This window comes from Actinomadura sp. K4S16, from assembly GCF_008327685.1.
Taxonomy (GTDB): Bacteria; Actinomycetota; Actinomycetes; order Streptosporangiales; family Streptosporangiaceae; genus Spirillospora.
The window spans coordinates 289,470-314,519 of the sequence record NZ_BDDE01000010.1 but is presented as its reverse complement, the minus strand read 5'-3'; the positions used below and the strand labels follow the sequence as shown (position 1 = coordinate 314,519).

Genomic DNA, 25,050 nt, shown 5'->3' with positions numbered 1-25,050 from the left:
CGTTCATCGCAGGTCGGAGAGGAGTTGCGCGGCCTGCTGCGGTTCCGGCGTCCGCGTCAGCGCCACGCACCCCGTGCCGTCCGCGGGGCCGAACGCGTCCGCGACCTCCTTGGCGGGGGAGGCGTCGCAGCCCGTCGGACCCGTCAGCACGACCGTCACCCGCACGTCCCGGTGCCGGTCGCGGAACCTCGCGGCCGCCTCGCGGATCGATCCGGGATCGCCGGATCCGCCGGACTGCCCGTCGGTGACGACGATCAGGTTCTTCGCCCCCTGGCCCAGCTCGGCCTTCCCGATCATGTCGCCGAGCGCGATGTCGCTCCCGGTGGTCGCGATCGCCTGGAGGTGGCTCGCGATCCGGTTCTTCTGCCGGGGGTCGGTCCCGGTGAGCCGGACGTTCTCCAGGGTGTAGGGGTCGACCGGCGACTTCTTCTCCGACGCCACCTGCAAGCCCGCGCTGTCATGGCTCTGGAGCTGGGCGACCAGGCTCTGCAGGAACGAGACCCCGCGCGCCAGCCGGGTGTCGCGGCCCACGGCCGGGCGGCTCATCGACCCCGACACGTCGAGCATGAGAGCCACGGAGATCGGGGGGCGCGCGCCGGCGACGCGTTCGAGGTTCGCGGCCACGTCCTGGCCGCCGCCGTTCGCGCCCACCGGGGCCAGCTGCGTCGGGACGATGTTGGAGCCGGCCTTCTTCCGCAGGGCCACCAGGTCGGGGCGGGCGGAGTCGCCCTCGTGCGCGGACGGCATGAGGCCCTGCGGGTCCCGGAAGCCCTGCTGGGTGAGGGGATGGTCGGCCAGCCACCGGTGGAACCGGGCGACGCCCTGGTCGCGCTCGCGCGTGTCCTGGCCGCGCCAGGTCACCTGGATGAAGGGGTAGTCGAGCGTCGGCAGGTCGGCCGCGTAGTACGGGTACAGCATCCACTCGCCGCCGGCGTCGGGCGCGTCTGCGGCGGCGCACTGCTCCTTGAGCCGTCCGGTGTCGTAGTCGCTGACGACCTGCTCCGGAACGGCGAAGGCGATGCGGTCCGGCGGACGGGAGCCCTGGCGGGCCTTGCACAGCAGGGTCACCGCGTCCGGCGCGACCAGGGCGGTGGGCGAGGCGAACTCCTCGTCCTGACGCGCGTCGCCCGGCAGCGCCTGGTAGAGGACGGGCGTCACCGCCAGCGCGGGAGCCGACGTCTCGGGGACGGGACGGGCGATGTTGCGCGGTCTCACGCCCGCCTCGGCGAAGCGCTGCAGCAGGGCGGCGGTGGACCGCTCCGGCGGCTTGAAGGCCGAGTACCTGACCCCGTACCTCCCGAATAACGCGAGGACCAGGGGCGACGACCCCAGCGAGCCGCGGGGCGTGAACATCGGGCCGACCTTGGCGGGCGGGCTCGGGCTCGGGGACCCGGCGGCGGCCACCTCGCGGACCTGGGCCGGGCTCTTCTCCACGTACTCGAACTCGGCCGTCGACGACGGTATCCAGACGTCGGGCTGCGGGCCGTAGAGCCGCTCGTCGGCCGGCGCGGGCGCCACCTCGCCGCTCGGGGGCTCGCTGCGCCGCCACAGCCGCCCGAACGCCTCGGAGAGCTGCACGAACTCCGGCTCCGGCGTGACGGTGACGGTGTACTCGCGGCAGCCCCGCTCCTCGCTGGCGGCCTCGAAGCCCTTCGCGGTGTCGCGCAGCGCGGAAAGCGCTTCCGGCGTGGTGACGACGCGCAGTTCCAGCGGCCGGCCGCACGGGCGTGCGTGCCCGGCCAGCGCGACGATGCCCGTCCCCGCGAGCAGGACCACCGCCATGGCCGCCGCCCCGGCGAGCGTCCACGCCACGGCCTCCGCGTTCCAGGGGAGCTTCTCGAAGACCCTCTTCAGCACGGCCCCCGCCCGCTGGGAGCGGAACAGCGCCACCGACAGCGCCACCGAGCCCGCCGCGATGGCCAGGGCGAGCAGCGCCAGCGTGAGGGTCTCCAGCCAGGCGAACGCGTTGATCAGTTTCACGATCAGGCCGGAGAGCACACCGAAGAGCAGACCGGGAATCGCCGCCTGCATGAGCCGGTCGAGCCGCGAACCAGAGTTCTCGTTGCCCGACTCACTCATTCCGGCTCCGTCGCCGAGGAAAGCACGCTCTGCCGTTCTTCGATCTGACGTCCAATGATAATTGCCCGGACGAGCAAGGTCATGGAAAACCGCTGTCCTGGATCGGACGATCTTCCCCCTCGGGCGCGGGCCGGACGCGGGCGGCCTTGACTGTCCCGGCGCCGCCCCGATCAGATGGTCGAACAGGATTCGGTTGCATGCCCCCGGACGGAGGAGAGCCGCATGGGCGTCGAGGGTGTCGGCTTCTACGAGATCGCGCGCAACGACCCGGACCGCCCCGCCGTGCTGGCCCCCGGCGTACCGATGTCCTACGGCGAACTGCACGCCGAGGTGAACCGGCTCTCCAACGCGTTGACCGCGCTGGGGCTGGGTCCCGGCGACACGCTGGCGACCGTCCTCGGCAACCGGCCCGAGTTCCTGGCCGTGCTGCTGGCGGCGGTCCAGTCGGGCCTGTACCTGGTCCCGGTGAGCCGCCACCTGACCGCGCCCGAGATCGGCTACATCCTGGGCGACAGCGGCGCCAAGGCCGTCATCACCGAGAGCGCGCTGGCGGAGGCGGTGGCGGACGCCGCCGACGAGGCCGGGGTTCCGGCCGAGGGCCGGGTGAGCGTCGACACCGGCGGCGGGCTCCGGTCGATGGCCGCGCTGTGCGCCTCCGGGAGCGCGGAGCCGCCCGCCAAGCGGCGCATGGGCTCGATCATGCTCTACACCTCCGGGACGACCGGGCGGCCCAAGGGCGTCCGGCGGCCCCTGCTCGACATCGCGCCCGAGGTGCTGATCGACATCATGCGGCGGACGCTGGGGCGGCACCTCGGGCTCATCCCCGGCGACGAGGTCCACCTCGCCGTCGCGCCGCTCTACCACTCCGCGCCCTGCGTCCACGCGATGATGGCGCTGAACCTCGGCCACGCCGTCGTCGTCGCCCCGCGGTTCCACCCCGAGCACACCCTGGAGCTGATCCAGCGGCACGGCGTCACCAACGCGTTCATGGTGCCGACGATGTTCCACCGGATGCTGGCCCTGCCCGACGACGTCCGCGCCCGGTACGACCTGTCGACGCTGCGCCAGGTGTACCACAGCGCCGCGCCCGTCCCCGTGGAGACCAAGCAGAGGATGATGGACTGGTGGGGGCCCGTCCTCTACGAGTACTACGGCTCCACCGAGAGCGGCGCGGTCGTCGTCGCGGCCCCGCACGACTGGCTCGCCCGCCCCGGGACGGTCGGACGCGCGGTCGACGGCGTGCAGATCAAGATCCTCGACCCGGAGGGCGCCGAGCTGCCGCCGGGGGAGATCGGCCTCATCTACGCGTCGGGGCAGCCCGGGTTCGAGTACCACGGCGACCCGGACAAGACCGCCGCCGCGATGCGGGGCGAGTACTACACCCCCGGCGACCTCGGCCGCCTCGACGAGGACGGCTGGCTCTACATGAGCGACCGCCGCACCGACCTCATCATCTCCGGCGGGGTGAACATCTACCCCGCCGAGGTCGAGTCGGTCCTGCTCCAGCACCCGGCGGTCGGTGACGTCGCCGTCATCGGCATTCCGGACGACGACTGGGGGCAGCGCGTCGTCGCGCTCGTCGAACCCGCCGAGGGCGCCGCCCCGGGGGACGCCCTCGCCGCCGAACTGCTCGCGCACTGCGCGCCCCGGCTGGCGCGGATCAAGCACCCCCGGCAGGTGGAGTTCCGCGAATCGCTGCCGCGGACGCCGTCCGGCAAGCTCAGCCGCCGCAGCGTGCGGGAGGCCTACCTGCGGGAACAGAAGGGCTGACGCCGCCGGGAGGGGACGGAGAGAACTCGTCGCCGCGAACGTCGAACGCCTCCGGGCGTCCGTGCGTACAACGGCACATGAAAGACCTGAAGGTCGCCCCCCTCGACAACGTCGCCCCGACCCCCGCCGCCCCGACGCAGACCGACCTTCCCGTCATCACCGACCCCGCCGCCTACGCCGAGGCGGAGGAGCCGGCGGCCCGCGCGGACCCGGCGGGCCCGCGGGCGGCCTCCGACGCGCCGCCGGACGCCCCGGCCGGGGCGGGGCAGGCGCCCGCCCCCGAAGACGACCGCGCCGGGATCGCACGCCTCGGTGACCCGGTCGCGGTCTGGCCGTGCGCCGGCTGCGGACGGCCCGTGCCGCAGCCGGTGCGCGGCGCCCGCACCGTCCGCTACTGCCAGGACGGCGACGGCGCGTGCGAGCGGGCCGCGCGCGAGAGCCGGGAGCGCGGACTGGAGTCGCCCGGCCTCACCGGCCAGGTCGCCTGGACGTGGGAGATGGTCGACCGGCTGGAGGGCCTCGCCGACCGGCTCGCAGGCTCGCTGGTGTCCGAGCTGAGCGTCGCGGGCGTCGAGCGGCGGATCGCCGAGGCCCGCGCCGAGGCCGCCGGGCACGTGGCGATCGCGCAGCGCGAGCGCGACGCGTCCCAGCGGCAGGCCGAGGTGGCGTGGCGGGAGACCGCGACCGCCCGCGCCCGCGCCGAGGCCGCCGAGCAGGAGGCGGCCTCCGCCCGCGCCGAGGCCGAGCGGCTCGCCGCCGAGCGGGACGCCGCGCGGCGCGAACGCCAGGAGGCGAGGGACGAGGCCGACGGCGCGGGGGCCGCCCGGCTCGCCGCCGAGCGCGAGCGCGACCGCATGGCGGCCCGGGAGGGCGAACTGCTCGCCTCCCTGGAGAGCGCCCGCTCGGAACTCGTCGCCCTGCACGGGCGGCTGTCGGAGGCCGAGACCCTCGTCGAGGGGCAGCGCGTCGAGGCCGCCGCGGCCGTCCGCGCCGCCGAGGACCTGCGCTCCGCCGTCCGCGACGCCGAGGCCAAACGGGGGCAGGCCGTCGCCGATCGCGACCAGATCCAGGCGCGGGCCCGCGAGCTGGAGCAGCACAACTGGCAGCTCACCCGCGCCGCCGAGGAGTTGCGCGCCGCGGTGAAGGCGCTGACCGCCGAGCGGGACGCCGCCCGGGCCGAGGCCGAGCGCGCGCGCCGCCGCGTCGACGCGCTCACCGCGCTGTCGGAGGGGCGCGCCGACCCGGCCGCGACGGGGCCGCGCCCGGGCGTGGACCGCGAGCCGCCGACCGGGCTGCACTCCCTGCCCCCGATGGGCGGGTCCCTGCTGGACGGGGGCGACCCGCTCGCCACCGACCCGCTGCACCGCAACGACTACAACGGCTACGGACACGGAGGACACAGCGGGATCAACGGACATCGCCTTCCCCACGCCGGCTGATCGCCTGCCGGCCACGCGACGCACAGGTAGGAGGTGAGGCCTGACCCCCACACTGCACTGGCCCTGAGACCGGCCGCCGTACCGCACCGGGGTGGTACGGCGGCCGGTGCTAACCGCCGGCTTCCAGCCGGGCGGCGTAGTCGAGGGCTCCGGCGCGGACGGCGGCGTGCACGGCCCGGGCGATCCGCGAACCCCAGGTGGAGCGGGGTCCCGCGAAGACCTCCTGCTCCCCGCGGGTCGTGGCCGCGACGCAGATCGCGTCGGACGCCGTGCCCGTGCACGGGAAGCCCGCCTCCAGCAGCGCCTGGGTCTTGGCCTCGGTGGCGGTGACGACCGCGTTGACCAGCGCCGCGTCGCTCATCGGGATGGGAACGGCGACCACGATGTTGATCGTTCCGGGCGTCCGGGCGTGCGTCCCGTCCCCCTCCAGCGGGGCCAGTTCCGGGTCGGGCGTCCCGGCGGGGGACGCCGCCCACGTCGGCACGCGCAGCCCGACCGTCGCCGACACGCTCACGCCCTCGTCGTCCCGCCGCACCGTGCGCGCGACCGAGGCCGCCGTGAGCATCCCGACGCCGGGGCCCTCCAGTCCGCGCGCGGCCGCGAGTTCGGAGAGGTGCGCGACCGGGTCGGTCCGCGCGTACGCGCCGGGCACCTGCGCGTTCAGCACCCAGCGGGCCGGGCCGATGCCGCCGCCCAGCATCGCAGAGGAGATCATCCGATGGCCGGGGCCGGCCCGCCACACGGTCGAGGCGAGCCGCCGGCCGTCCTCCTCGCGCCACACCGTCTCGAGGTTCACGGGCGCTCCAGCGACAGGACCGGCCGGCCGCCCGGCCCCGGGGTGACGACCACGCGGGCGTCGAAGTGCTTCTCGACGGTGTCGCGGGTGAGGACCAGGTCGGGCGGGCCGGCCGCCGCCACCCGGCCCTCCGAGACGAGGACGAGCCCGTCGGCGTACTGCCCGGCGAGCGTCAGATCGTGGATGGTGGTCACCACGGTCAGCCCGTCGGACAGCCGCAGCCGGTCGATCAGCTCCATCACCTGCTGCTGGTGGCCGATGTCGAGCGCCGTCGTCGGCTCGTCCAGCAGCAGCACCGACGTCTGCTGCGCGAGGGCGCGGGCCAGCACCACGCGCTGCCGCTCCCCGCCGGAGAGGTGGTCCAGCGGGCGGGCCGCGAACGGGGTGAGGCCCAGGCGGTCGAGGACCTCTCCGGTGACGGCGCGGTCGCGGGCGCTCTCCCGGCCCAGATGCGGGATGTAGGGGGAGCGGCCCAGCAGGGTGTAGTCGAACACCGTCATGCCCACCGGAAGGTTCGGGCTCTGCGGGGCGTAGGCGACGAGCCGGGCGCGCTGCCTCGGCTTGAGCGACTGCAGGTCCGCACCCGCGAGGGTGATCTCGCCGTGGGACGGCACCAGGCCGAGGACCGCGCGCAGCAGCGTCGACTTCCCCGCGCCGTTCGGCCCGATGACCGCCGTCCACGACCCGGCCGGGACGTCCAGCGACACGCCCTTCAGGACCTGCCGCCCGCCGAGCGCGACATCGAGGCCCCGCACCGAGACGGTCATGTGTCCACCTGCCTGCGGGAGGCGCGCAGCACCGCGACGAAGAACGGCCCGCCGACGAACGCCGTCACCACGCCCAGCGGCACCTCGCCCGGGCTGATCACCGTCCGCGCCACGAGGTCGGCGACCTCCAGGAACGCCGCGCCGCCGAGCAGCGAGAGCGGCAGCACGATCCGGTACGACCCGCCCGCCAGCCGCCGCACGATGTGCGGCACGACGATGCCGACGAAGGCGATCAGCCCGCTCACCGCCACCGCCGACGCCGTCGCCAGCGACGCCGCCACCAGCACCGTCAGCCGGACCCGCGCCGCCGACAGGCCGAGCGACGCAGCCTCCTCGTCGCCGACGCTCAGCACGTCCAGCAGCCGGCCGTGCGCGAGGAGGACCACGGTGGACACCAGCGCGTACGGGAAGACGAGCGCGAGCTGGTGCCAGTCGGCCGACCCGACCCCGCCGAGGATCCAGGAGTAGATCCGCTGCAGCTCCTCCGACTTCATCTGCTGGATGAGCGTCTGCACCGCGGCGAGGAACGACGAGACAGCGACGCCGGCCAGGACCAGCGTCGCCGTCCCGTTCCCGCGCCCGGTGGCGGCGCTGCCCAGCAGGTAGGCCAGGGCCACTCCGCCGATCGCGCCGACGAAGGCCGCGAGCGGCACCCCGTACCCGGGGTCGCCGGGCACCAGCGCGATGACCAGCGTCGCCCCGACCCCGGCCCCGGCCGCCGCGCCGAGCAGGTACGGGTCGGCGAGCGGGTTGCGGAACACCCCCTGGTACCCGGCGCCCGCGACGGCGAGCATCCCACCGACCAGCGCCGCCATCAGGGCCCTCGGCACCCGGAGCTGGAACAGCACGTTCTCGTCGATGACGCCGAACCCGCTGTCGACGCTGACGAACGGGATCCTGTCGGCCAGCGCCTTCAGGACCCCGCCGACCGACAGCCCGGCCGACCCGACCAGCACCCCCGCCAGCAGGGTCGCCAGCAGCAGCCCGGCCGCCGCCACCAGTGGCAGCGCCCGCAGCTTGGCCTGGCTCCCGTCCCGTGAGCCGTCGTCCCGGGGCCGCGGCCGACGCCTGCTCACGGCCGGGCGTCCTCGGCGGAAGCGGTCACTGAACCTTCTGGACCGCGTCGCCGATCGCCTTGACGAACTCCGCCAGGCGCGGCCCCCAGCGGGAGGCGATGTCGTCGTCGAGCTCCACCACGCCGCCGTGCCCGACCGCGTCCAGGTCCGACCAGCCGGGGCGCTTGGCGAGGGAGGCGGCGCTCTGCCCGCAGCACTTGGTGTCGGCCAGGAAGATCAGGTCGGGGTCCTGCTTGAGCAGGTACTCGCGGGACAGCTGCGGGTAGCCGCCGGACGCCTTGTCCGCCTTGTCGGCGATGTTCTGCAGGCCGAACAGCCCGTACACCTGGCCGACGAACGTCTTGGACGTCACCGAGTGAAGCTGGTTGTCCAGCTCGTGGTAGTAGGTGAGGCCCTTGGCCTTGGCCGACGCGGCGACCGTCTTCTGGATGTCGGCGCGCATGCCGTCGGTGACCTTCTTCGCCTCGGCCGCGTGGCCGGTCGCCTGCCCGAGGTCGTTGATCTCGTCGTACACCTCGTCCAGGTTCGCGGCCGCCGGCTCCAGCAGGACGGGGACCTTCACCTTCCCCAGCGCCTTGACGATGCCGTCCAGGTCGTCGGACAGCACGACGAGGTCCGGCTTGTACGCGATGATCGCCTCGGCGTTGGGCTTGAAGCCCGACAGCTTCGTCCGCGGGGCGTTGGCCGGGTGGTTGGAGTAGTCGTCCACGGCGACCACCTGCGACCCGGCGCCGATGGCGAAGAGCGTCTCGGTGTGCGTGGGGGAGAGGGACACGATGCGCTTGGGCTTGGCCGGGACGGACACCGCCCCGTTGGCGGCCTGGACGGTGACGGACGCCCCGTCCTGAGTGCCACCGGACTTGCCGTCGCCGCCGCCGCATGCGGCGGCGAAGGTGACGACGCCGATGGCCATCACCGCGCCCAAGGTGCGTACGGGTCTCACAAGAGCCTCCTGGCTGGAGGGAAGCCGCGGCCCGTTCAGGACGGATCGCCCTTCCACGAGGTCGACAATCGTCGGCGCGCGAGGAGGCGACCTGGCTCGGCCACTTCGAGAGGGGCACCACAGTTGCGGGACAGCGCCGGATTTTCCACCGGACTTCGCTCCAGGCGCGCAGCATCGCAACGGTATCAGCCACCGAATGCTGATCTGTCGGGTTGTGCGGAGTGAGTACTCACTTCGGTATTGACGGAGTGAGTACTCACTCCGTACCGTGGCGGGCATGGAGCAGAAGACCAGGCGGCGCGCCCCCGGGATGAGCCCGGAGCAGCGCCGCGAAATGATCATCCGGACCGCCCTGCCGCTCGTCGCCGAGCACGGCACGGCCGTCACCACCGCGCAGATCGCCCGCGCCGCCGGCATCGGCGAGGCGACCATCTTCCGCGTGTTCGCCGACAAGGACGAGTTGCTGGACGCCTGCGTCGCCGAAGCGCTGCGGACCGACCACGTCCTCGCGGAGATCGGCGCCATCCCGCTAGACCAGCCGCTGCCCGCGCGGCTCGCCGAGGCCGCCGCCGCGATCGACGCCTACCTCGCCCGCATGGGCCTGGTGCTCGGCACCCTGCACGCCACCGGGCGGCGCGAGCGCCGCGCGCCCGGGGAAGGCGAGCCGGGCCCCGACCGCGCCGCCTCCATGGTTCAGACCTGCGAGGCGCTCGCCGAGCTGTTCGAGCCCGAACGCGACCGGCTGCGCCTGCCCGTCGAGCAGGTGGCGAGCCTCTTCATGGGCTTCGTGTTCAGCCGCGGCCGCGGCGCCGGCCCGGGCGCACCGGGCCCGTCCGTCGAGGAGTACCTGGACGTCTTCCTGCACGGCGCTCTCAAGGAAGGGGACGCCGCGTGACGATCACCCTGAACCACGCGATCGTGACGGCCGCCGACAACGACGAGGCCGCCCGCTTCTTCGCCGCCGTCATGGGCCTGGAGTACACCGGCGCGCACCCGCACGCGCGGCACTTCGTCCCGATCCGCGTGAACGAGGGCCTCACCCTCGACTTCCTGACCGTCGCCTACCCGCAGGGCCACCACCTGGCCTTCGACGTGGACGCGGTCACCTTCGACACGATCGTGGAACGCCTCGACGCCCGCGAGATCCCCTACGGCGACGACCCCGCCCACGCCGACAACGGCCGCGTGAACGAGGACCATCCGCTCGGCGGCCGCGGCGTCTACTTCTCCGACGCCAGCGGCAACCTCTACGAGCTCATCTCCCCGCGACCGACTTGAGGAAGTCCCGGGTGCGCCGGTCGCCCGGCATGTACTCGGCGGCGACGAAGTCCGTGACGCCCGCCTTCGCCAGCTCCTCCAGCTTCGCCGCGACCGCGTCCTCGTCCCCGACGATCGCGAGGTCCTTCGGCCCTTCCACGCCCTCCCGGTCCATCATCGCCCGGTAGGACGGCAGGACCCCGTACACCTCGAACGTCTCCGCGGCCTGCTCCCGCGCGCGCTCCACCTCGCCGGTGACGCACACGGGCAGGACGCACACGACGCGCGGCGCGTCCCGTCCGGCCGCCTCGGCCGCCGCCGTGATGGTCGGCACGATGTGCTCGCGGACGGTGACGGGCCCGGTCATCCACAGCACCGTCCCGTCCGCGCGCTCGGCCGCCAGCTTCAGCATCTTTGGGCCGAGCGCCGCCAGGAGCAGCGGCACCCGCCCCTCGTTGGGCACGCTCAACCCGATGTGGCCGCGCACCGTCTCGCCCGTGAAGGAGGCGTTCTCCCCGGCCAGCAGCGGCGCCAGCACTGACAGGTACTCGTCCATGTGCCGGAGCGGCCGGCCGTAGTCGTACCCGTACATGTCCTCGATGACGATCTTGTGGGACAGCCCGATGCCGAGCGTGAACCGCCCCTGCAATGCGAGGGCGGTCGTCCTCGCCTGCTGCGCCAGCACGGCCGGGTGGCGCGGATACGTCGGGACCACCGCCGTCCCAAGCTCGATCCCCGGCACCCCGCTGCCCGCCACGGCCAGCGCGGTGAGCGCGTCCACCCCGAAGATCTGCGACATCCAGGCGGAGGAGAAGCCGTCGTCCGCCGCGCGGCGCGCGTCGTCGGCCAGCTTGCCCAGCGCCTCGACCCCGCCCCGCTCGTTAAGCAGAACCCCAACCCGCACAAGGACCTCCTCTAGAGATGATCAGATCCTTACACAGTTCCCCACCGCCCGAGCGGCCAAGCCGGAGCGCGTCCGGGCTCGGCGGGCCGGCGACGCCGACGGGCCCGGCATCGGGCTGATGCCGGGCCCGCCGTCCGCGGTCAGGATCCGGTGGGGAGGCGGTCGGCGACCTTGACCTGGAGGACGGTGGTCTTCACCTCTCCGGCGCCGCTCTCCGGCTCGGAGGTCCAGTCGCCGCCGACGGGGCGGGGCTTCAGATCGAGGTAGCGGCTGCCGAGGAAGCGGTAGGTGGAGCGGTCGAACACCAGCTCCAGCCGGCCGCCGCCGGAGTCCTGGGAGAGGGCGACGGCGGGACGGTCGAGGGCGTCGGTCGCGTGCTCGTCCACCCTGACCCGCGGGACGTCGCTGAGGAACTCGAAGACCTCGGCGCGCAGTCTCGGGGGCAGGTAGTCGCCGACGAGCTCGCCGACCCCGTACCAGTCCCACTCCCCGAACGGCCTGCCGCGGACCGGGGTGGCTGCGGGGGCGGGCGTGTGCGCCTTGACCTGGGGAATCCAATGCTCGATCAGCCCCGGCAGTTCACGCACCAGCCACAGATGACTGCCCGGACGGGGGACGGGCGCGCTCTCGTCCTGGACGGGGATCGGGGAGTCGCAGACTTTGGCTCCCGGCCTGCGGCAGGGTTCGCGCAGCAGCCCCGGCTTGGAGCCGTCGACCGACACCCAGCGCTCCCGCGTCTCCTTGCCCGCGGACTTGCCCGGAGCGACCTTGCCCGGCCCCCAGGCGACGACGGACCGGACGTAGAGGTACTGGCCGGGACGGGGGTGCAGCTCGGGCTCCAGGCGGGCGGTGGCGGCCGCCCGGGTCAGCACCTCGTGGGCGCTGACCGGCCGGATCTCGCGGGGGCCGTCGTCCGAGCCCTGCGCCGCGACCACCACGGCCCCGGCGGCCGCCACCGCGCCGGCCAGAGCGACCGCCGGCAGGCCCCTGGACCGCCGGGGCCGCGGGCTGCGGCGCCGGTCGTCCCCGGTGAGGGCGACCAGCCGGGCCCGGCCCTCGGCCAGGACCTCCGGGCTCGGCGGGGCCACCTCGTCGTACATGCGGCGGAGTTCACCCATGGAACTGCTCCTCTCCCATGTCAAGGGGGTCGATCCCGCCGAGCGCCTCGCGCATCCTGGTGCGGGCGCGGCTGAGCCGGGAATGGACGGTGCCGGTGGCGATGCCGAGGGCCGTGCCGATCTCGGCCGGGGACAGGTCTCCGGACGCGGTCAGCAGCAGCACGTCCCGCTGCCCGCGGTTCAGGCGGCGCAGCGCGTCGGCCAGTCGCGGCCGGGTGCCCTGGGCGGCCACCCGGTCCGCCACCCCCTCGTCGGCCGAGCCCGCGGCGGGGTCGGCTCCGGTCACCGCGGTTTCATCCTCGTCATCGCGGACCCTTCGCAGCGTCGGTGCCGGTCACCCGGCTTTTGACCGCATCCCCGCGTCCGCTTCCCGCCGGTTCAGAGGGCCGGCCTTCCGCATGACGGAGTCATGCGCCGGCGGCCGACGCCTCCGCGTCCCGCCGCGTGCGGGGAGGCGGGTTCAGAGACGGTCGGGTTCGCTGCTTCGCGGCGCGTACTGCCGGGCCAGGCTCCTGTCGTTGTCGGCCCATCGGCGATGGCGCGCGGCCGACTTGAGATGCAGTTCCGCCTCTTCGGGATGGGCGGTCGCCATTCCCTCCAGGAGCACCGCGGCGCGGTCGTGGGCCCGTGCCGAGGAGATCATCGCCTGCCGAGCGTACTCCTCGGCCTCGCGCCGGTGCTCCGGAGCGGTTCCCGGGGATTCCGGATCGTCCGGGAGCGGGATGCCTCCGCGCTCACCGGCTCGCCGCGTACGGCGTGCTCTCACCCGAAGCGCGCGGTCTTCGCTGTCCATAGCAGCCAATCCGACGCCTGAGCCCGCCGACCAACCAGCCCACCAGACACGTTCGGATATCTACCCGGCGGCCTGCCCTTTCAGCCCACCCCGGAGGTGACACCCCCAAATCATCATTTCCCCATGGACAACCGTGGTGCCTGCTGTGGGCCATTGAGGTGCGGGATTCCCGGGGGTCGATTAAAGCACCGGTTCCGCTTGGGAGTCTTTGTGCTCGGCGTGACCAGAACCGTGGTTTGGGAATGCGGTTTTGGCCGTGTCGCGGGAAGGCCGTTATGGGACCGAGGAGAAGCCGTCCCGGCCCTCACCGCGGCCGATGCGGGATCATTGAGGTGTGGCGACACCCGAACCGCTGACCCTCTACGCCGCCGACGGCGTCCGCATCGACGCCGGTCACACGCGGCACGAAGGCGACGTCTGCTTCGTCCTGGCGCACGGCTTCACCTGCTCGTGGCGCCAGCCCGCGCTCCGCCGGATCGCCGCCGCCCTCGGACGGCACGGCGGCGTCATCGGGATCGACTTCCGCGGCCACGGACGCTCCGGCGGGCATTCCACGGTCGGTGACCGCGAGGTCCTGGACGTCGACGCGGCGGTCGCCGCGGCGCGCCGCCGGGGATACGGACGGATCGTCCTGACGGGGTTCTCCATGGGCGGCGCCGTCGTCGTCCGGCACGCGGCGCTGCACGGCGGGGTCGACGCGGTGGTCTCCGTCAGCGCCCCGGCCCGCTGGTACTACCGCGGGACGGCGCCGATGCGGCGCGTCCACTGGGTGATCGAACGGCGCGCGGGCCGGATGGCCGTCCGGCTGGCGCGCGGCACCCGGATCGCCCCCAAGGGCTGGGATCCGATCCCGGAGGCGCCTCACGAGGTCGCGGGGCGGATCGCGCCGGTGCCGCTGCTGGTCGTCCACGGGGCCGCGGACTCCTTCTTCCCCGTCGAGCACGGCCACCAGCTCTACCGGGCGGCGTCCGACCCGAAAGAACTGTGGATCGAACCGGGTTTCGGCCACGCCGAGGTGGCGGCCACCCCCGACTTGATCAACCGCCTGGCCCTGTGGGCGACGAGCGCCGTCTCCGCGACCCCGGTCCCCGAGGAGCCACCGCCGGGCGGCACGCTCCGCGCCTAAAGCTCCGACCTGGGGAAAATCAAAGTTATCCACATTCTTGGGCCGGCATTCACGCAAACCCCCGGCCCGGCATCATCGTCCCATGGACGGATTCACCCTCACCTGGAAGCGAACGGCCGCCGATTCGATCATTCCCATCGGCCCGGACGCCTATCTCCTCCCCGTCAAGGGAGCCGGTCTCGCCGCACGCGCCGCGGCGCTGAGCGGCCTCCTTCCCCGTGAGGTCGTCATCGCGCGGCGCACGGCCGCATGGTTGTGGGGCCTCGACGTATTACCCCCGGGAGTGAGCGAGATCGACTGGGACGTCGAGTTCCTCACTCCCGGAACGTCCGACTCATTTCCGGTCACCGCCGACAACGCCGAAATACCGTCCGAACACGTAGTGGAGGAATCCGATGTACGCCTCACATGCCTGGCCCGCACCGCCCTCGACTGCGCCCGCTGGCTCCCCCGCTGCGAGGCGGTCGCGGCTCTCGACCAGTTCCTGCGCCGGGACATGGACGTCGGGGAACTCGCCGCGATGGCGCGCTCGCTGCCGGGATACCGAGGCAACGAACGGCTGCGCCAGATCCTCCGGCTCGGTGACCGCGGCGCGGCCTCCCCCGGCGAGAGTTGGATCCGCGTAGCCGTCGCGGACGCCGGCTTCCCGCGCCCTCAGACCCAGATCCCCGTCCGGGGCCCACGGGGCCATCCGCTCTACGTCGACCTCGGCTACCGCGACTTCCGCGTAGGCCTCGAATACGACGGTGAACGCCACCACACCGGCCGAGAGGCCAGAGCCCACGACACCCGCCGCCGAGACTGGCTAGCCAAGGAAATGGGCTGGGAAATCATCCCCGTCACCAAGAACTTCCTAACCCGCCCCACCCCCTACCTGGCCGCCCTCCTGACAGCACTACAACAACGCGGCTGGAACCCCGACAACACCACAATGAACCGCATAGCCACCCGCCTAACCCACCTGAACCGCCGCCCACGCTGACCCCTCGCCGTCAACACCGGGCACCCCCGACACCAGCCCAACCCGTACCGCAAATCGCCACATTGACCGCCGCCCTCCGCCACCACCCCCGACCCACGCACGAATGCCCGGCCCCCGCCGCGCCCACGGACCGACCCCGTCGAGCGCACGACACCCGGTACGCCGCTCATATGCAACCGAGCCCGCCGCGCGGACGGGGCGAGCACGCCGCACGGATGGCCGAGCGTTGTGAAAAGGCCGGATGCGCCGACACCGGGTGTCGGCGGCGGTGTGTCAGTGAGGGGAGGGCTGCTCGTCGTCGAGGAGCTTGGCCAGGCGTTTCGGGGCGATGAGTCGGTAGCTGTCCTCGATCAGCTCGGACATCTCGTCCCAGTCGTGGTCGATGTCGAGTCGTGCGCCGACCCAGCCCTTGGCGCCCACGTACTTCGGGACGAAGAAGCGCTCCGGGGCCTCCGACACGAGGGCTTCCTGCACGCCGGGTCCGGCCTTGAACGTCAGGGACAGGCCGTCCTCGGACGTCATCACGAACATCTTGTCGCGAATGCGGAAGGAGGGCGCCGTGTGGCCGCCGAAGGGTTTCTCCACCACCTCCGGCAGTGACAAACAGATCTCTCGCACCCGGACCAACGCGTCGAAGTCACTCATTTCTGCCATCCCATCCTGAAGTCGGCCCGTTCACGGAGGAGCTACTCAATGAGAGAGGTGTGAGGCCGCAACACGCAGAACTCGTTGCCTTCGGGGTCGGCGAGCACGACCCACGACACGTCGGCGGACTGGCCGATGTCGACTCGGCGGGCGCCCAGAGCCAGGATGCGCCGCACTTCGGCTTCCTGGTCGTCCGGGTCGAGATCGATGTGCAGCCGGTTCTTCGAGGTCTTCGTGGCGTCGTCGCGAATGAAGCACAGTCCGGGGTGGGTGTGCGGGTCCGCCCCGACGATGACCTCGTCGTCCGACCGGTAGAGGACCGGCTGCTCGAGGACGGCCGCCCAGAACTCGGCGAGGGCGGACGGTTCACGAGAATCGATGACCAGGTGGGAGAAACGCGCTGCCATGGCCAGAGGCTAGCCGCCCCCACCGACACGCGCGCCGGTGCGGGAGCTGAGCCGCCGCGCCCGTCCCAGAAACAATCGGCGGCGTGCAATGCGCAGGCCGGGCAGGCGGACCGGAAGAGTCAGCATGAGCTGGGCGGTGGCACGGCCAGCCTCTTCCGTCCTGAACGGCGGCGGTGTCTGCTTCACCCGCAGGCGCGCCGGCGATAGCGGCGCGGGCGGCCATGCCTGAGCACTGACGTGGTCCGAGTGCCGGGGTGGCCCTGGGGTGGTGGCCCTGGGGTCGACGTGGGCCTGGGGTTGGACGCGGCCCTGGGAAGCGGGGGCCGCGTCCAGCCCGGGGAACTGAGGCGGGGGTGTGCGTCGGACGTTCAATTCTTTGCGGGTGTGCGTTACGGGGACGGGGGTTCCTTCCATTGTGTGGAAGCAAGGCTGACCGGTAGGCGGTCGGCGGTGTGGAGGTGCATGCGAGTGGTCTCCGCGGCCCCCGGCGGTGGGGTGTCGTTGTGCCTGCGGCTCGGATTCCGCGGCGGCGGTGCTCGGCGCGCGCGCCCCGCTCCCGCGGCCGGACAGGGCCGCCGCGCGCAGCGCCGCCGCCGCGCTGGTTGGGGCGGCCGTCCGCGTGGTCTTGGGTCAGGGGGTGGGGTGTAGGGCGCGGCGGAGGGCGTTGGTGCGGTCGGCGAGCATGCGTTTTGTGATGGTCGCGGCTGTGATCATCGTGGAGCCGTGGAAGGTGCCGGGGTAGTGGTGGACCTCCGTGGGGATGCCCGCCTGGATCAGGCGTTGGGCGTAGGCCAGGCCCTCGTCGCGTAGCGGGTCGAACTCGCAGGCCGTGATGTAGGCGGGCGGTAGACCGGACAGGTCTTCGGCTCGGGCGGGTGCCGCGTACGGGGAGACTGCTTCGGTGCCGCGGACACCCTTGCCCAGGTAGTAGTCCCAGCTCAGTTCGGCGTTGGGGCGGTGCCAGATCGGCGTGTCGGTGAAGGTGCGCATGGAAGGCGTGTCGAGGCGGTCGTCCAGTTCCGGGACGCTGAGGAGTTGGAAGCACAGCGGGGGACCGCCCCGGTCCCGGGCTAGCAGGGCGACGGCCGCGGAGAGTCCGCCGCCCGCGCTCTCCCCGCCCACCGCCAGCCGTTCAGGGGCGATGCCGAGATCGGTGGCGTGCGCCGCCGTCCAGGTGAGGGCGGCGTAGCAGTCCTCAAGCCCGGCGGGGAAGGGGTGTTCGGGAGCGAGCCGGTACTCGACGGAGACCACGACGGCGCCGGCCTCTGCCGCGATGCGGGTCGCGTCGTCCTCGGACATGTCGATGCTGCCGAGGACGAATCCGCCCGGATGGAGGTAGACGAGGCCGGGAAGGACTCCCTCCCGGTTCGCCGGAGCGTAGACGCGGAGCGGGACGTCCGGGGCGCCCGGCGGTCCGGGGACGGTGATGTCGCGGGTCTCGACCGGTGCGGGAGGGACGTATTCCGGCATCCCGCCGAACATCTTCGCCTCGTCCCGGCGGGTCTGCTCGATGTCGGCGATCGACAGATCCGGGACCGTCTCGATCCACGGGAGGAGTTCCGGATCGTAGGCGTACGGCACCTCGGGGCTCCTTTCGGCGCGGTCCCACCAGTGTCGGCCGGTCCCCGCCCTTTGCCCAGCCGCCTTGTCCAGAGGACCTCCTCGGTGGTCGATCTGCGGTCGCTTCGGCGCGGCGGAGTGGGGGGTTCGCGGGTCTGGCGGCGCTGCGGGCGGGGGTGCGTGTTCGTTCTCACCGATCTGTTATTGCCAGACTGATCATCCGTAGGCAGCCTCTGAGGTATGGGAGACGCCGACGCCACCGTCCTTGTCCGGGCTCCCGCCGACCCCCGCGGTGAGGGGAGGCGGCGATGAGCTTCTCCGAGTACCTCGCCGAACGCTGGCCCACGATCGCCCGGATGGCGGGCGAGCACGCCGAGGTCGTCCTGATCGCCGTGGGGATCGCGGCGGTGGTCGGGATCGGGCTCGGTATCGCGGTCGAGGGGCGGCCGCGGGCGCGGGGGCTGGCCCTCGGCGTCGCCGGCACCATGCTCACCGTCCCGTCGCTCGCGCTCTTCGGGCTGCTCATCCCGGTGTTCGGGCTGGGCCTGGCGCCCACCGTCACCGCGCTGGCGCTGTACGCGGTGTTCCCGATCCTGCGCAACACGATCACCGGCCTGGACGGCGTGCCGAGCGCCGTCGAGGAGGCGGCGCGGGGGATGGGGATGGGGCCGCTGAGCCGGATGCTGCGGGTCAGGCTGCCGCTGGCCTGGCCGGTCGTGCTCACCGGTGTCCGGGTCGCCACGATCATGACCGTGGCGATCGCGGCGATCGCCGCCGCGGTGGCCGGGCCGGGGCTCGGCGAGCTGATCTTCGGCGGGCTGGCCCGCATCGGCGGCGCCAACGCGCTGAACGACACGCTCGCCGGCACGCTCGGCGTCGCCGTCCTGGCGCTCGTCCTGGACGCGCTGTTCCTCCTGCTGTCCCGGCTCACCACCCCCAGGGGGCTGCGATGACCGAACCCGCCGCGACCGAGACCGCGCAAGCCGCCCCGCCAGGACGGGAGATGATCCGGCTGGAGGGCGTCACCAAGCGGTATCCGGGGCAGGACGCTCCGGCCGTCGACGGCCTCACGCTCAGCGTCCGGGACGGGGAGATCGTCGTGCTGCTGGGCCCGTCCGGCTGCGGCAAGACGACCACGCTGCGCCTGATCAACCGGTTGATCGAGCCGACCGCGGGACGCATCCTGCTCGACGGGGAGGACGTCACCCGGGCCGACCCCGACCGGCTGCGCCGCCGCATCGGCTACGTGATCCAGCAGGTGGGGCTGTTCCCGCACATGACGATCGCCGCGAACGTCGGGCTCATCCCGCGCACGCTCGGCTGGGACAAGGGGCGCGTCCGCGCCCGCGTCGACGAGCTGCTCGACATGGTCGGGCTCGACCCGGGCACCTACCGCGGCCGGTATCCGAAGGAGCTGTCCGGCGGGCAGCAGCAGCGCGTGGGGGTCGCCCGCGCCCTCGCCGCCGACCCGCCCGCGATGCTGATGGACGAGCCGTTCGGCGCCCTCGACCCGATCACGCGGGAGCGCCTGCAGGACGCGTTCCTGGAGCTCCAGGCCCGGATCGGCAAGACGATCGTGCTGGTCACCCACGACCTCACCGAGGCGCTCAAGCTCGGAGACCGGATCGCGATCCTCGGACAGGGGGCGAAGCTGGTGCAGTACGACACGCCCGCGGCGATCCTCGCGGAGCCGGCCGACGGGTTCGTCAGGGAGTTCGTCGGGGCGGGCGCCGCGATGCGGCGGCTCCGGCTCGTCGAGGTCGGCTCGATCGAGCTGCGGCCCGCCGCCGAAGGCGCCGCGGGCGCGACCGTCCGCGCGGACCAGTCCCTGTACGAGGCCCTCGACGCGATGCTCCGCGCCGGGGCCGAGACCGCGACCGTCCTGGACGAGGACGGCCGCCCCGCTGGCGCCGTCTCGTGGTCGGCGATCGTCCGGCAGGCCCCGGAGCGGCGGCGATGACCGTCACGGCGGTGCCGGAGCGGACGAGGCCCGGCGACGAGGCCGCCGGACGCTCCCTCTCCGGGCTCCTCGTCACCCCCGTCTTCCTCGCCGCGGTGTCGGCGGCGCTCTACCTCTACGTGCGCGGCCTCGACCTCGACGCGATCGAGCGCCGCTCCCTCGACCGGTCCGAGATCACCCACCAGTTCCTCCGGCACATCGCGCTGGTCGCGGTGTCGACGGCGCTCGTCCTGGCGATCGCGATCCCGCTCGGCGTGCTGCTGACCCGGCCGCGGCTGGACCGGCTGGCGGCGCCGTTCCTCGCGCTCGCCAACGTGGGCCAGGCCGTCCCGTCCATCGGGGTCCTCGTCCTGCTCGCCGTGACGGTGGGCATCGGCTTCCAGAAGGCGGTGATCGCGCTCATCCTCGTGTCGGCCCTGCCGGTGCTGCGCAACACGATGGTCGGCCTGCGGGGCGTCGACCGGTCGCTCGTCGAGGCGGGGCGCGGCATCGGCCTGTCCAGGGCGGCGGTCCTGTTCCGCGTCGAGCTGCCGCTCGCCGTCCCGGTGATCCTCGCCAGCGTCCGGGTCGCGGTGATCCTCAACGTGGGCAGCGCGACGCTGGCCGCGTTCACCAACGCGGGCGGGCTCGGCGACCTCATCAACACCGGCATCTCCCTCAACCGGACCCCGATCCTGCTCACCGGAAGCGTCCTGACCGCCGTGCTCGCGATGGCCGCCGACTGGCTGGTCGGCATCGTCGAGTTCGTCCTGCGCCCCCGCGGCCTCTGAACCCTGAGGAGAGTCACCATGCGCATGCTCCCCGCCGCCGCGTCCCTCGCCGCCGTCGCCCTGACCGCCGGATGCTTCAGCTCGACCGGAACCGACGCCAAGGCCGGGAGCCTGGCCAAGGGCGCCTCGCTGAAGGGCGTCACCCTGACCGTCGGGTCCAAGGAGTTCACCGAGCAGCTCGTCCTCTGCCAGGTGACCGCGCTCGCGCTGCGCTCGGCGGGCGCGACCGTCAAGGAGAAGTGCGGGCTCCAGGGCAGCAACACGACCCGGGCCGCGCTGACGTCCGGCAGCATCGACACGTACTGGGAGTACACGGGAACCGCCTGGATCAACTACCTCAAGCAGACCGAGCCGATCGGCGACCCGGCCAGGCAGTACGCGGCCGTCGCCGAGCAGGACCTCGCGAAGAACGAGGTGAGGTGGCTGGCCGCCGCGCCCGCCAACAACACCTACGCCATCGCGGTGAAGACGACGAGCATGCGGCAGCTCGGGATAGCGGACCTGTCGGGTTACGCGCGGCTGGCGAAGAGCGACCCGTCGAAGGCGTCCACGTGTGTGGCGAGCGAGTTCGCGGGACGCAGCGACGGCTGGCCCGGCCTGCAGAAGGCCTACGGGTTCACCCTGCCTAAGTCGGCCGTGGCGACCCTGGCCGAGGGCGCCATCTACGACGCCGTCGGCAAGGGCAAGCCGTGCGCCTTCGGGGAGGTCGCCACCACCGACGGGCGCATCAAGGCGCTCGGCCTGACCCCGGTGCCGGACGACAAGAAGTTCTTCCCCGTCTACAACCCGGCCCTCACCGTCCGGGAGTCCGTCTACAAGGACGCGCCCGCCATCGGCAAGATCGTGAACCCGATCGCCGCGGCGCTCACCGACTCGGTGCTCCAGGAGCTCAACGGCGAGGTCGACATCAAGGGCAAGCAGCCGGAGGAGGTCGCCGAGAGCTGGCTGAAGTCCAAGGGGTTCATCGGCGGGTAGCCGGTGGCCGGGGCGGCGCGCGGCCGCCCCGGCCACCCGGTCAGGGCGTCACACCATGTACTGGTCGTGGCGCCGGTACAGGTCCGTCCACTCCTCGTCGGTGAGCTGCCGGCCGCTCGCGGCGATCTCCGCGAGCTCCTCGAAGTAGGCCTCGCGGGGAGCGCCCGGCGTGAAGAGAATCAGCATCGCCGCCGGCTCGCCCGACTCGTTGCGGAACGCGTGCACGCCGCCCTCGGGGACGAACAGGAAGTCGCCGGCCGAGGTGTCCTTCCAGCCCGTCCCGTCGTACAGCCGGATCGTCCCCGAAAGGATGTAGAACGACTCGGTGATGGTCCGGTGGAAGTGCGGGCTCGGGCCGGAGGGCTTCGGCCCCATCTCCCACCGGTAGAGGCCGAACGCGCCGTTCGTCGAGCCGCCCGTGCCGAGGTAGTGCACTCGCGTCCCGCGGTGGACGCCGTCGTCGTCGGCCGCGCCCATGAGCAGGTCGGGCGCGGCCCCGGCGGGACGGAACGCTCCACTGCTCTCGCCGCCGTCGCCGAAGTAGCGGGCGTCGGGATAGGTCATGGCTACACCACCAGGTTCAACAGGAGGACGAACACGAGGCCGCTTACCGAGATGACGGTCTCCATGATCGACCACGTTTTGATGTTCTGCCCCACCGACAGCCCGAAGTACTCCTTGACCAGCCAGAACCCCGCGTCGTTGACGTGGGAGAAGAACAGCGAGCCTGCCCCGATCGCGAGGACGAGCAGCGAGGTCTCGCCGCTGTCGAGCGTGGTGACCAGCGGCGCGAGGATCCCGGCCGCGGTGACGGTGGCGACGGTCGCCGACCCGGTGGCGAGCCGGATGAGGACGGCGACCAGCCACGCCAGGAACAGCACCGACATGCCGCTGTCCTTGACCCAGTCGGCGACCAGTTCGCCGATCCCGGTGTCGACGAGCGTCTGCTTGAAGCCGCCGCCCGCGGCCACGATCAGCAGCGGGCCGGCGATGGGCGGCAGCGACCCGGCCAGCGAGGAGGCGATCGCGTCCCGGTCCATGCCCGAGCCGCGCCCGAAGGTGAACATGGCGACGACGACCGCGATGAGGAGGGCGACCAGCGGGGTGCCGAGGTTGTCCAGGACGGTGCGCACCTGGCCGCCCTCGTCCAGGGTGATGTCGGCGATGGCCTTGCCCAGCATCAGCACGACCGGGAGCAGCACGGTGAGGAGGGTGACCGGGAAGGACGGGCGCCGCCGCGGCTTGAGCTTCGTGACGGCTTCGTCGTCGGCGCCGCGTTCGTCCGCGGCCTCGCGCTCGTCCGCGCCGGTGACGTAGAGCTCAGGAGCGGGGACGTCGACCCAGCGGGCCGCGTACCGGGCGAAGACCGGGCCGGACAGCGCGATGGTCGGCAGCGCGACGAGGATGCCGAGGCCGAGGGTGAGGCCGAGGTCGGCCTTGAGGGCGTCGATCGCGACGAGCGGCCCGGGGTGCGGCGGGACGAGCCCGTGCATCGCCGACAGGCCCGCCAGCGCCGGGATCCCGACCGCCACGATCGACATCTGGGCGCGGCGCGCGACCAGCACGATGACCGGCACCAGCAGGACCAGCCCGATCTCGAAGAACATCGGCAGCCCGATGAGCGCGCCGACGAGCGCCATCGCCCACGGCAGGAACCGGCGCCCGGTGCGCCCGATGATCGTGTCGACGATCTGGTCCGCGCCGCCGGAGTCCGCCAGCAGCTTGCCGAACATGGCGCCGAACGCGATCAGCGCGCCGACCCCGGCGGCGGTGTCGCCGAACCCCTTGACGAAGGCGTCGATGGTGTCGGCGACCGGCAGCCCCGCGACGAGGCCGACCAGCAGCGAGCCGAGCGTGAGGCTCAGGAACGGGTGCACCTTGAAGTAGGTGATCAGTACGACGATCAGCGCGATGCCGGCGAGCGCGGCCGGCACGAGCCTCCCGCTCGACGCCGCCGGCGCCGCGGCCAGCACGATCGGGTGCATGGGTCATCCTCCTGGGAGCCGGAGCGAACGATGATGGTCGCCCGAGTGTCGCGGCTATAACCTGCTGTTAACAAGGGATAGAGCCGTAAAATCGTATCTTTGTCGGCATCTGACCCTGTTTCATGTGATGATTGGCGCATGGTGGAGACCCCGCCGGCGGGCCTGCACGGCAGCGTCCTCGACCGGCTCGGCATGCTGATCACGTCCGGCGCCCTGCCCGCGGGCGAGGTGCTGCGGATCGAGCAGCTGGAGGCGCGGTTCGCGGTGTCCCGGTCGGTGGTCCGGGAGGCGATCCGCGTCCTGGAGTCGATGGGCATGGTCACGAGCCGCCGCCGGGTCGGCGTCACGGTCGCCCCGCGCTCGGCCTGGAACCTCTTCGACCCGCAGATCATCGGCTGGCGGCTCGACGGCGACGGCCGGGACGAGCAGCTGCGCTCCCTCGGCGAGCTGCGCCGCGGCCTGGAGCCGGTGGCCGCCGCGCTGGCCGCCCGCCGCGCGACGCCCGCGCAGTGCGGCGCGCTGACCGGCGCGGTCATGGAGATGGCGGTGCACGGCAGGTCCGGCGACCTGGAGGCCTACCTGGACGCCGACATCCGCTTCCACCGGACGCTCCTGGAGGCGTCCGGCAACGAGATGATGGGCGCGCTGAGCGGCGTGGTCGCCGCCGTCCTGGCGGGCCGCACCCACCACGACCTGATGCCCGCGCACCCCGAGCCGGCCGCGATCCGCTGGCACGCCGAGGTGGCGCAGGCGGTGCAGGCCGGGGACGCCGAGGCCGCCGAACGCGCCATGCGCGACATCGTCGAGGAGGCGACCCGGGCGATGCTGGAGCCGGGCTGACCGGTCAGAACAGCGTCGGAGGCTCCGCCGGGACGGGCTCGGGCAGCGGCTCCAGCCCGGGCACGCGGGCCCGCACCTCGTCGTGGAAGCGGCGGGCGAGTGCGAGCGCGTCGGCGTTGTCGGGCGTGTGGACGAACACGGTGGGGGAGCGCCCCTCGGCCAGCCATCCGGCGACCCGGCCGACCCAGAACCGCCAGCCCTCGACGGTGCTCTCGGTGTCGTCCCGTCCGAGGTAGCGGACGATGGGACGGTCGGTGAGCGCAGCCGCCCGGCGCGGTACCCGCGGCTTCTTCGTCCAGGCGTCCCGCTCGGCGTCGCTGGTCGGGCGGCTCCGGAAGAACGCGGTCGTGTCGAACGGGACCCATTCGGCGCCGGCCCGGGTCAGCACCCGTTCGAGGTCGCGCGCGGACCCCGCGTCCTCGAAGAACGCGCGGTGGCGCACCTCGACGGCGTAGCCGTTCGCCGCGGGCAGCCCGCGCAGGAACGCCGCCAGCGTCCCGAGGTCACCGGGGCCGAACGAGCCGGGGAGCTGGATCCACAGCGCGTGCGCCCGCGACCCGAGCGGCTCGATCGCGTGCAGGAACGCCCGCAGCTCCTCGCCGCCTCCGGCGAGCCGCCGCTCGTGCGTGATCGTCTTCGGCAGCTTGAGCACGAACCGGAAGTCGGCACCGGTCTGCTCCGCCCACGACTCCACGGTGCCGCGCTCGGGCGTCGCGTAGAAGGTGGTGTTGCCCTCCACCGCGTTGCACCAGCTCGCATAGGCCCGCAGCCGCTCGCCCGGAGGCAGCGACGGCGGGACGAACCGCCCCTGCCACCGCGCGTGGGCCCACATCGCGCACCCCACATGAAGCCGCATGC

The 25,050-nt window shown here is 73.0% G+C and carries 26 protein-coding genes; 11 read left to right on the top strand and 15 right to left on the bottom strand.

Annotated elements, in window-relative coordinates:
* Positions 1-3: 3 nt before the first annotated feature.
* Positions 4-2,079: a vWA domain-containing protein gene (locus K4S16_RS02190; RefSeq protein WP_149257107.1), complete on the bottom strand. Its 2,076-nt coding sequence runs from the start codon at positions 2,077-2,079 to the stop codon at positions 4-6.
* 222 nt (positions 2,080-2,301) lie between these two features.
* Between K4S16_RS02190 and K4S16_RS02185 the strand changes: the two genes are divergently transcribed.
* Together K4S16_RS02185 and K4S16_RS02180 are read left to right on the top strand one after the other, a co-directional pair.
* Positions 2,302-3,849: an AMP-binding protein gene (locus K4S16_RS02185; RefSeq protein WP_149257106.1), complete on the top strand. Its 1,548-nt coding sequence runs from the start codon at positions 2,302-2,304 to the stop codon at positions 3,847-3,849.
* 77 nt (positions 3,850-3,926) lie between these two features.
* Entirely contained in the window at positions 3,927-5,288 is a 1,362-nt protein-coding gene (locus K4S16_RS02180) for a chromosome segregation ATPase (protein WP_149257105.1), read from the top strand.
* A 109-nt stretch (positions 5,289-5,397) separates the two neighbouring features.
* On the opposite strand, the gene K4S16_RS02175 is transcribed toward K4S16_RS02180, so the two are convergent.
* From K4S16_RS02175 to K4S16_RS02160, 4 genes are all read right to left on the bottom strand, one after another.
* Positions 5,398-6,084, bottom strand: coding sequence for an adenosylcobinamide amidohydrolase (locus K4S16_RS02175; RefSeq protein WP_235036511.1), 687 nt, complete (start codon positions 6,082-6,084; stop codon positions 5,398-5,400).
* Positions 6,081-6,851 carry an ABC transporter ATP-binding protein gene (locus tag K4S16_RS02170; protein ID WP_149257104.1) on the bottom strand — a complete coding sequence of 257 codons (771 nt, stop codon included), beginning with the start codon at positions 6,849-6,851 and terminating at the stop codon, positions 6,081-6,083. The genes K4S16_RS02175 and K4S16_RS02170 overlap by 4 nt, the downstream gene beginning before the upstream one ends.
* Entirely contained in the window at positions 6,848-7,867 is a 1,020-nt protein-coding gene (locus tag K4S16_RS02165) for an iron ABC transporter permease (RefSeq protein ID WP_149257958.1), read from the bottom strand. The genes K4S16_RS02170 and K4S16_RS02165 overlap by 4 nt, the downstream gene beginning before the upstream one ends.
* Before the next feature lie 85 nt (positions 7,868-7,952).
* Positions 7,953-8,870 (bottom strand): ABC transporter substrate-binding protein, encoded by a 918-nt coding sequence (locus K4S16_RS02160; RefSeq protein WP_235036510.1) that lies wholly within the window; start codon positions 8,868-8,870, stop codon positions 7,953-7,955.
* Between the two features lie 277 nt (positions 8,871-9,147).
* Here K4S16_RS02160 and K4S16_RS02155 point away from each other — a divergent pair, with 277 nt between their 5' ends.
* Together K4S16_RS02155 and K4S16_RS02150 are read left to right on the top strand one after the other, a co-directional pair.
* Positions 9,148-9,765, top strand: a complete 618-nt coding sequence (locus tag K4S16_RS02155) for a TetR/AcrR family transcriptional regulator (protein WP_235036509.1) — start codon at positions 9,148-9,150, stop codon at positions 9,763-9,765.
* Positions 9,762-10,148 (top strand): VOC family protein, encoded by a 387-nt coding sequence (locus K4S16_RS02150; protein WP_149257103.1) that lies wholly within the window; start codon positions 9,762-9,764, stop codon positions 10,146-10,148. Before K4S16_RS02155 ends, K4S16_RS02150 begins: the two co-directional genes overlap by 4 nt.
* On the opposite strand, the gene K4S16_RS02145 is transcribed toward K4S16_RS02150, so the two are convergent.
* The 4 genes from K4S16_RS02145 to K4S16_RS02130 form a co-directional block, all read right to left on the bottom strand.
* Positions 10,126-11,031, bottom strand: coding sequence for an LLM class F420-dependent oxidoreductase (locus tag K4S16_RS02145; RefSeq protein WP_149257102.1), 906 nt, complete (start codon positions 11,029-11,031; stop codon positions 10,126-10,128). The two genes, K4S16_RS02150 and K4S16_RS02145, sit on opposite strands and share 23 nt — an antisense overlap.
* 140 nt (positions 11,032-11,171) lie before the next feature.
* Entirely contained in the window at positions 11,172-12,149 is a 978-nt protein-coding gene (locus tag K4S16_RS02140; RefSeq protein ID WP_149257101.1) for a CU044_5270 family protein, read from the bottom strand.
* Positions 12,142-12,435 carry an RNA polymerase sigma factor gene (locus K4S16_RS02135; RefSeq protein ID WP_235036508.1) on the bottom strand — a complete coding sequence of 98 codons (294 nt, stop codon included), beginning with the start codon at positions 12,433-12,435 and terminating at the stop codon, positions 12,142-12,144. Before K4S16_RS02135 ends, K4S16_RS02140 begins: the two co-directional genes overlap by 8 nt.
* Before the next feature lie 174 nt (positions 12,436-12,609).
* A complete protein-coding gene (locus K4S16_RS02130; RefSeq protein ID WP_149257100.1) occupies positions 12,610-12,792 on the bottom strand; it encodes a hypothetical protein in 183 nt (60 codons plus the stop codon).
* A gap of 484 nt (positions 12,793-13,276) precedes the next feature.
* Here K4S16_RS02130 and K4S16_RS02125 point away from each other — a divergent pair, with 484 nt between their 5' ends.
* Both K4S16_RS02125 and K4S16_RS02120 read left to right on the top strand, forming a co-directional pair.
* Positions 13,277-14,068, top strand: a complete 792-nt coding sequence (locus K4S16_RS02125; RefSeq protein WP_149257099.1) for an alpha/beta hydrolase — start codon at positions 13,277-13,279, stop codon at positions 14,066-14,068.
* Between the two features lie 82 nt (positions 14,069-14,150).
* Positions 14,151-15,050 (top strand): hypothetical protein, encoded by a 900-nt coding sequence (locus tag K4S16_RS02120; RefSeq protein WP_149257098.1) that lies wholly within the window; start codon positions 14,151-14,153, stop codon positions 15,048-15,050.
* Positions 15,051-15,323: 273 nt separating this feature from the next.
* Here K4S16_RS02120 and K4S16_RS02115 read toward each other — a convergent pair whose 3' ends face one another.
* The 3 genes from K4S16_RS02115 to K4S16_RS02105 form a co-directional block, all read right to left on the bottom strand.
* Complete coding sequence (locus K4S16_RS02115; RefSeq protein ID WP_149257097.1) at positions 15,324-15,695, bottom strand: MmcQ/YjbR family DNA-binding protein; 372 nt, start codon at positions 15,693-15,695, stop codon at positions 15,324-15,326.
* A 41-nt stretch (positions 15,696-15,736) separates the two neighbouring features.
* On the bottom strand, positions 15,737-16,102 hold the full coding sequence (locus tag K4S16_RS02110; protein WP_149257096.1) for a VOC family protein: 366 nt from the start codon (positions 16,100-16,102) through the stop codon (positions 15,737-15,739).
* A gap of 630 nt (positions 16,103-16,732) precedes the next feature.
* Positions 16,733-17,683 (bottom strand): alpha/beta hydrolase, encoded by a 951-nt coding sequence (locus tag K4S16_RS02105; RefSeq protein ID WP_149257095.1) that lies wholly within the window; start codon positions 17,681-17,683, stop codon positions 16,733-16,735.
* Between the two features lie 287 nt (positions 17,684-17,970).
* On the opposite strand from K4S16_RS02105, the gene K4S16_RS02100 reads away from it, so the two are divergent.
* The 4 genes from K4S16_RS02100 to K4S16_RS02085 are packed head-to-tail and all read left to right on the top strand — an operon-like array spanning position 17,971 to position 21,367.
* Positions 17,971-18,615 (top strand): ABC transporter permease, encoded by a 645-nt coding sequence (locus K4S16_RS02100; RefSeq protein WP_149257094.1) that lies wholly within the window; start codon positions 17,971-17,973, stop codon positions 18,613-18,615.
* Complete coding sequence (locus K4S16_RS02095) at positions 18,612-19,622, top strand: ABC transporter ATP-binding protein (protein WP_149257093.1); 1,011 nt, start codon at positions 18,612-18,614, stop codon at positions 19,620-19,622. The genes K4S16_RS02100 and K4S16_RS02095 overlap by 4 nt, the downstream gene beginning before the upstream one ends.
* Entirely contained in the window at positions 19,619-20,392 is a 774-nt protein-coding gene (locus K4S16_RS02090; RefSeq protein ID WP_149257092.1) for an ABC transporter permease, read from the top strand. Before K4S16_RS02095 ends, K4S16_RS02090 begins: the two co-directional genes overlap by 4 nt.
* Before the next feature lie 18 nt (positions 20,393-20,410).
* Positions 20,411-21,367 carry a glycine betaine ABC transporter substrate-binding protein gene (locus tag K4S16_RS02085; protein ID WP_149257091.1) on the top strand — a complete coding sequence of 319 codons (957 nt, stop codon included), beginning with the start codon at positions 20,411-20,413 and terminating at the stop codon, positions 21,365-21,367.
* A gap of 48 nt (positions 21,368-21,415) precedes the next feature.
* On the opposite strand, the gene K4S16_RS02080 is transcribed toward K4S16_RS02085, so the two are convergent.
* Together K4S16_RS02080 and K4S16_RS02075 are read right to left on the bottom strand one after the other, a co-directional pair.
* Positions 21,416-21,931, bottom strand: a complete 516-nt coding sequence (locus K4S16_RS02080; RefSeq protein WP_149257090.1) for a cupin domain-containing protein — start codon at positions 21,929-21,931, stop codon at positions 21,416-21,418.
* Between the two features lie 2 nt (positions 21,932-21,933).
* Entirely contained in the window at positions 21,934-23,352 is a 1,419-nt protein-coding gene (locus K4S16_RS02075) for a GntP family permease (protein WP_149257089.1), read from the bottom strand.
* A 138-nt stretch (positions 23,353-23,490) separates the two neighbouring features.
* Here K4S16_RS02075 and K4S16_RS02070 point away from each other — a divergent pair, with 138 nt between their 5' ends.
* Positions 23,491-24,192 (top strand): FadR/GntR family transcriptional regulator, encoded by a 702-nt coding sequence (locus K4S16_RS02070; protein WP_149257088.1) that lies wholly within the window; start codon positions 23,491-23,493, stop codon positions 24,190-24,192.
* A gap of 4 nt (positions 24,193-24,196) precedes the next feature.
* Here the strand turns inward: K4S16_RS02070 and K4S16_RS02065 are convergent, their stop codons facing one another.
* Complete coding sequence (locus K4S16_RS02065) at positions 24,197-25,048, bottom strand: DUF72 domain-containing protein (protein WP_149257087.1); 852 nt, start codon at positions 25,046-25,048, stop codon at positions 24,197-24,199.
* Positions 25,049-25,050 lie beyond the last annotated feature (2 nt).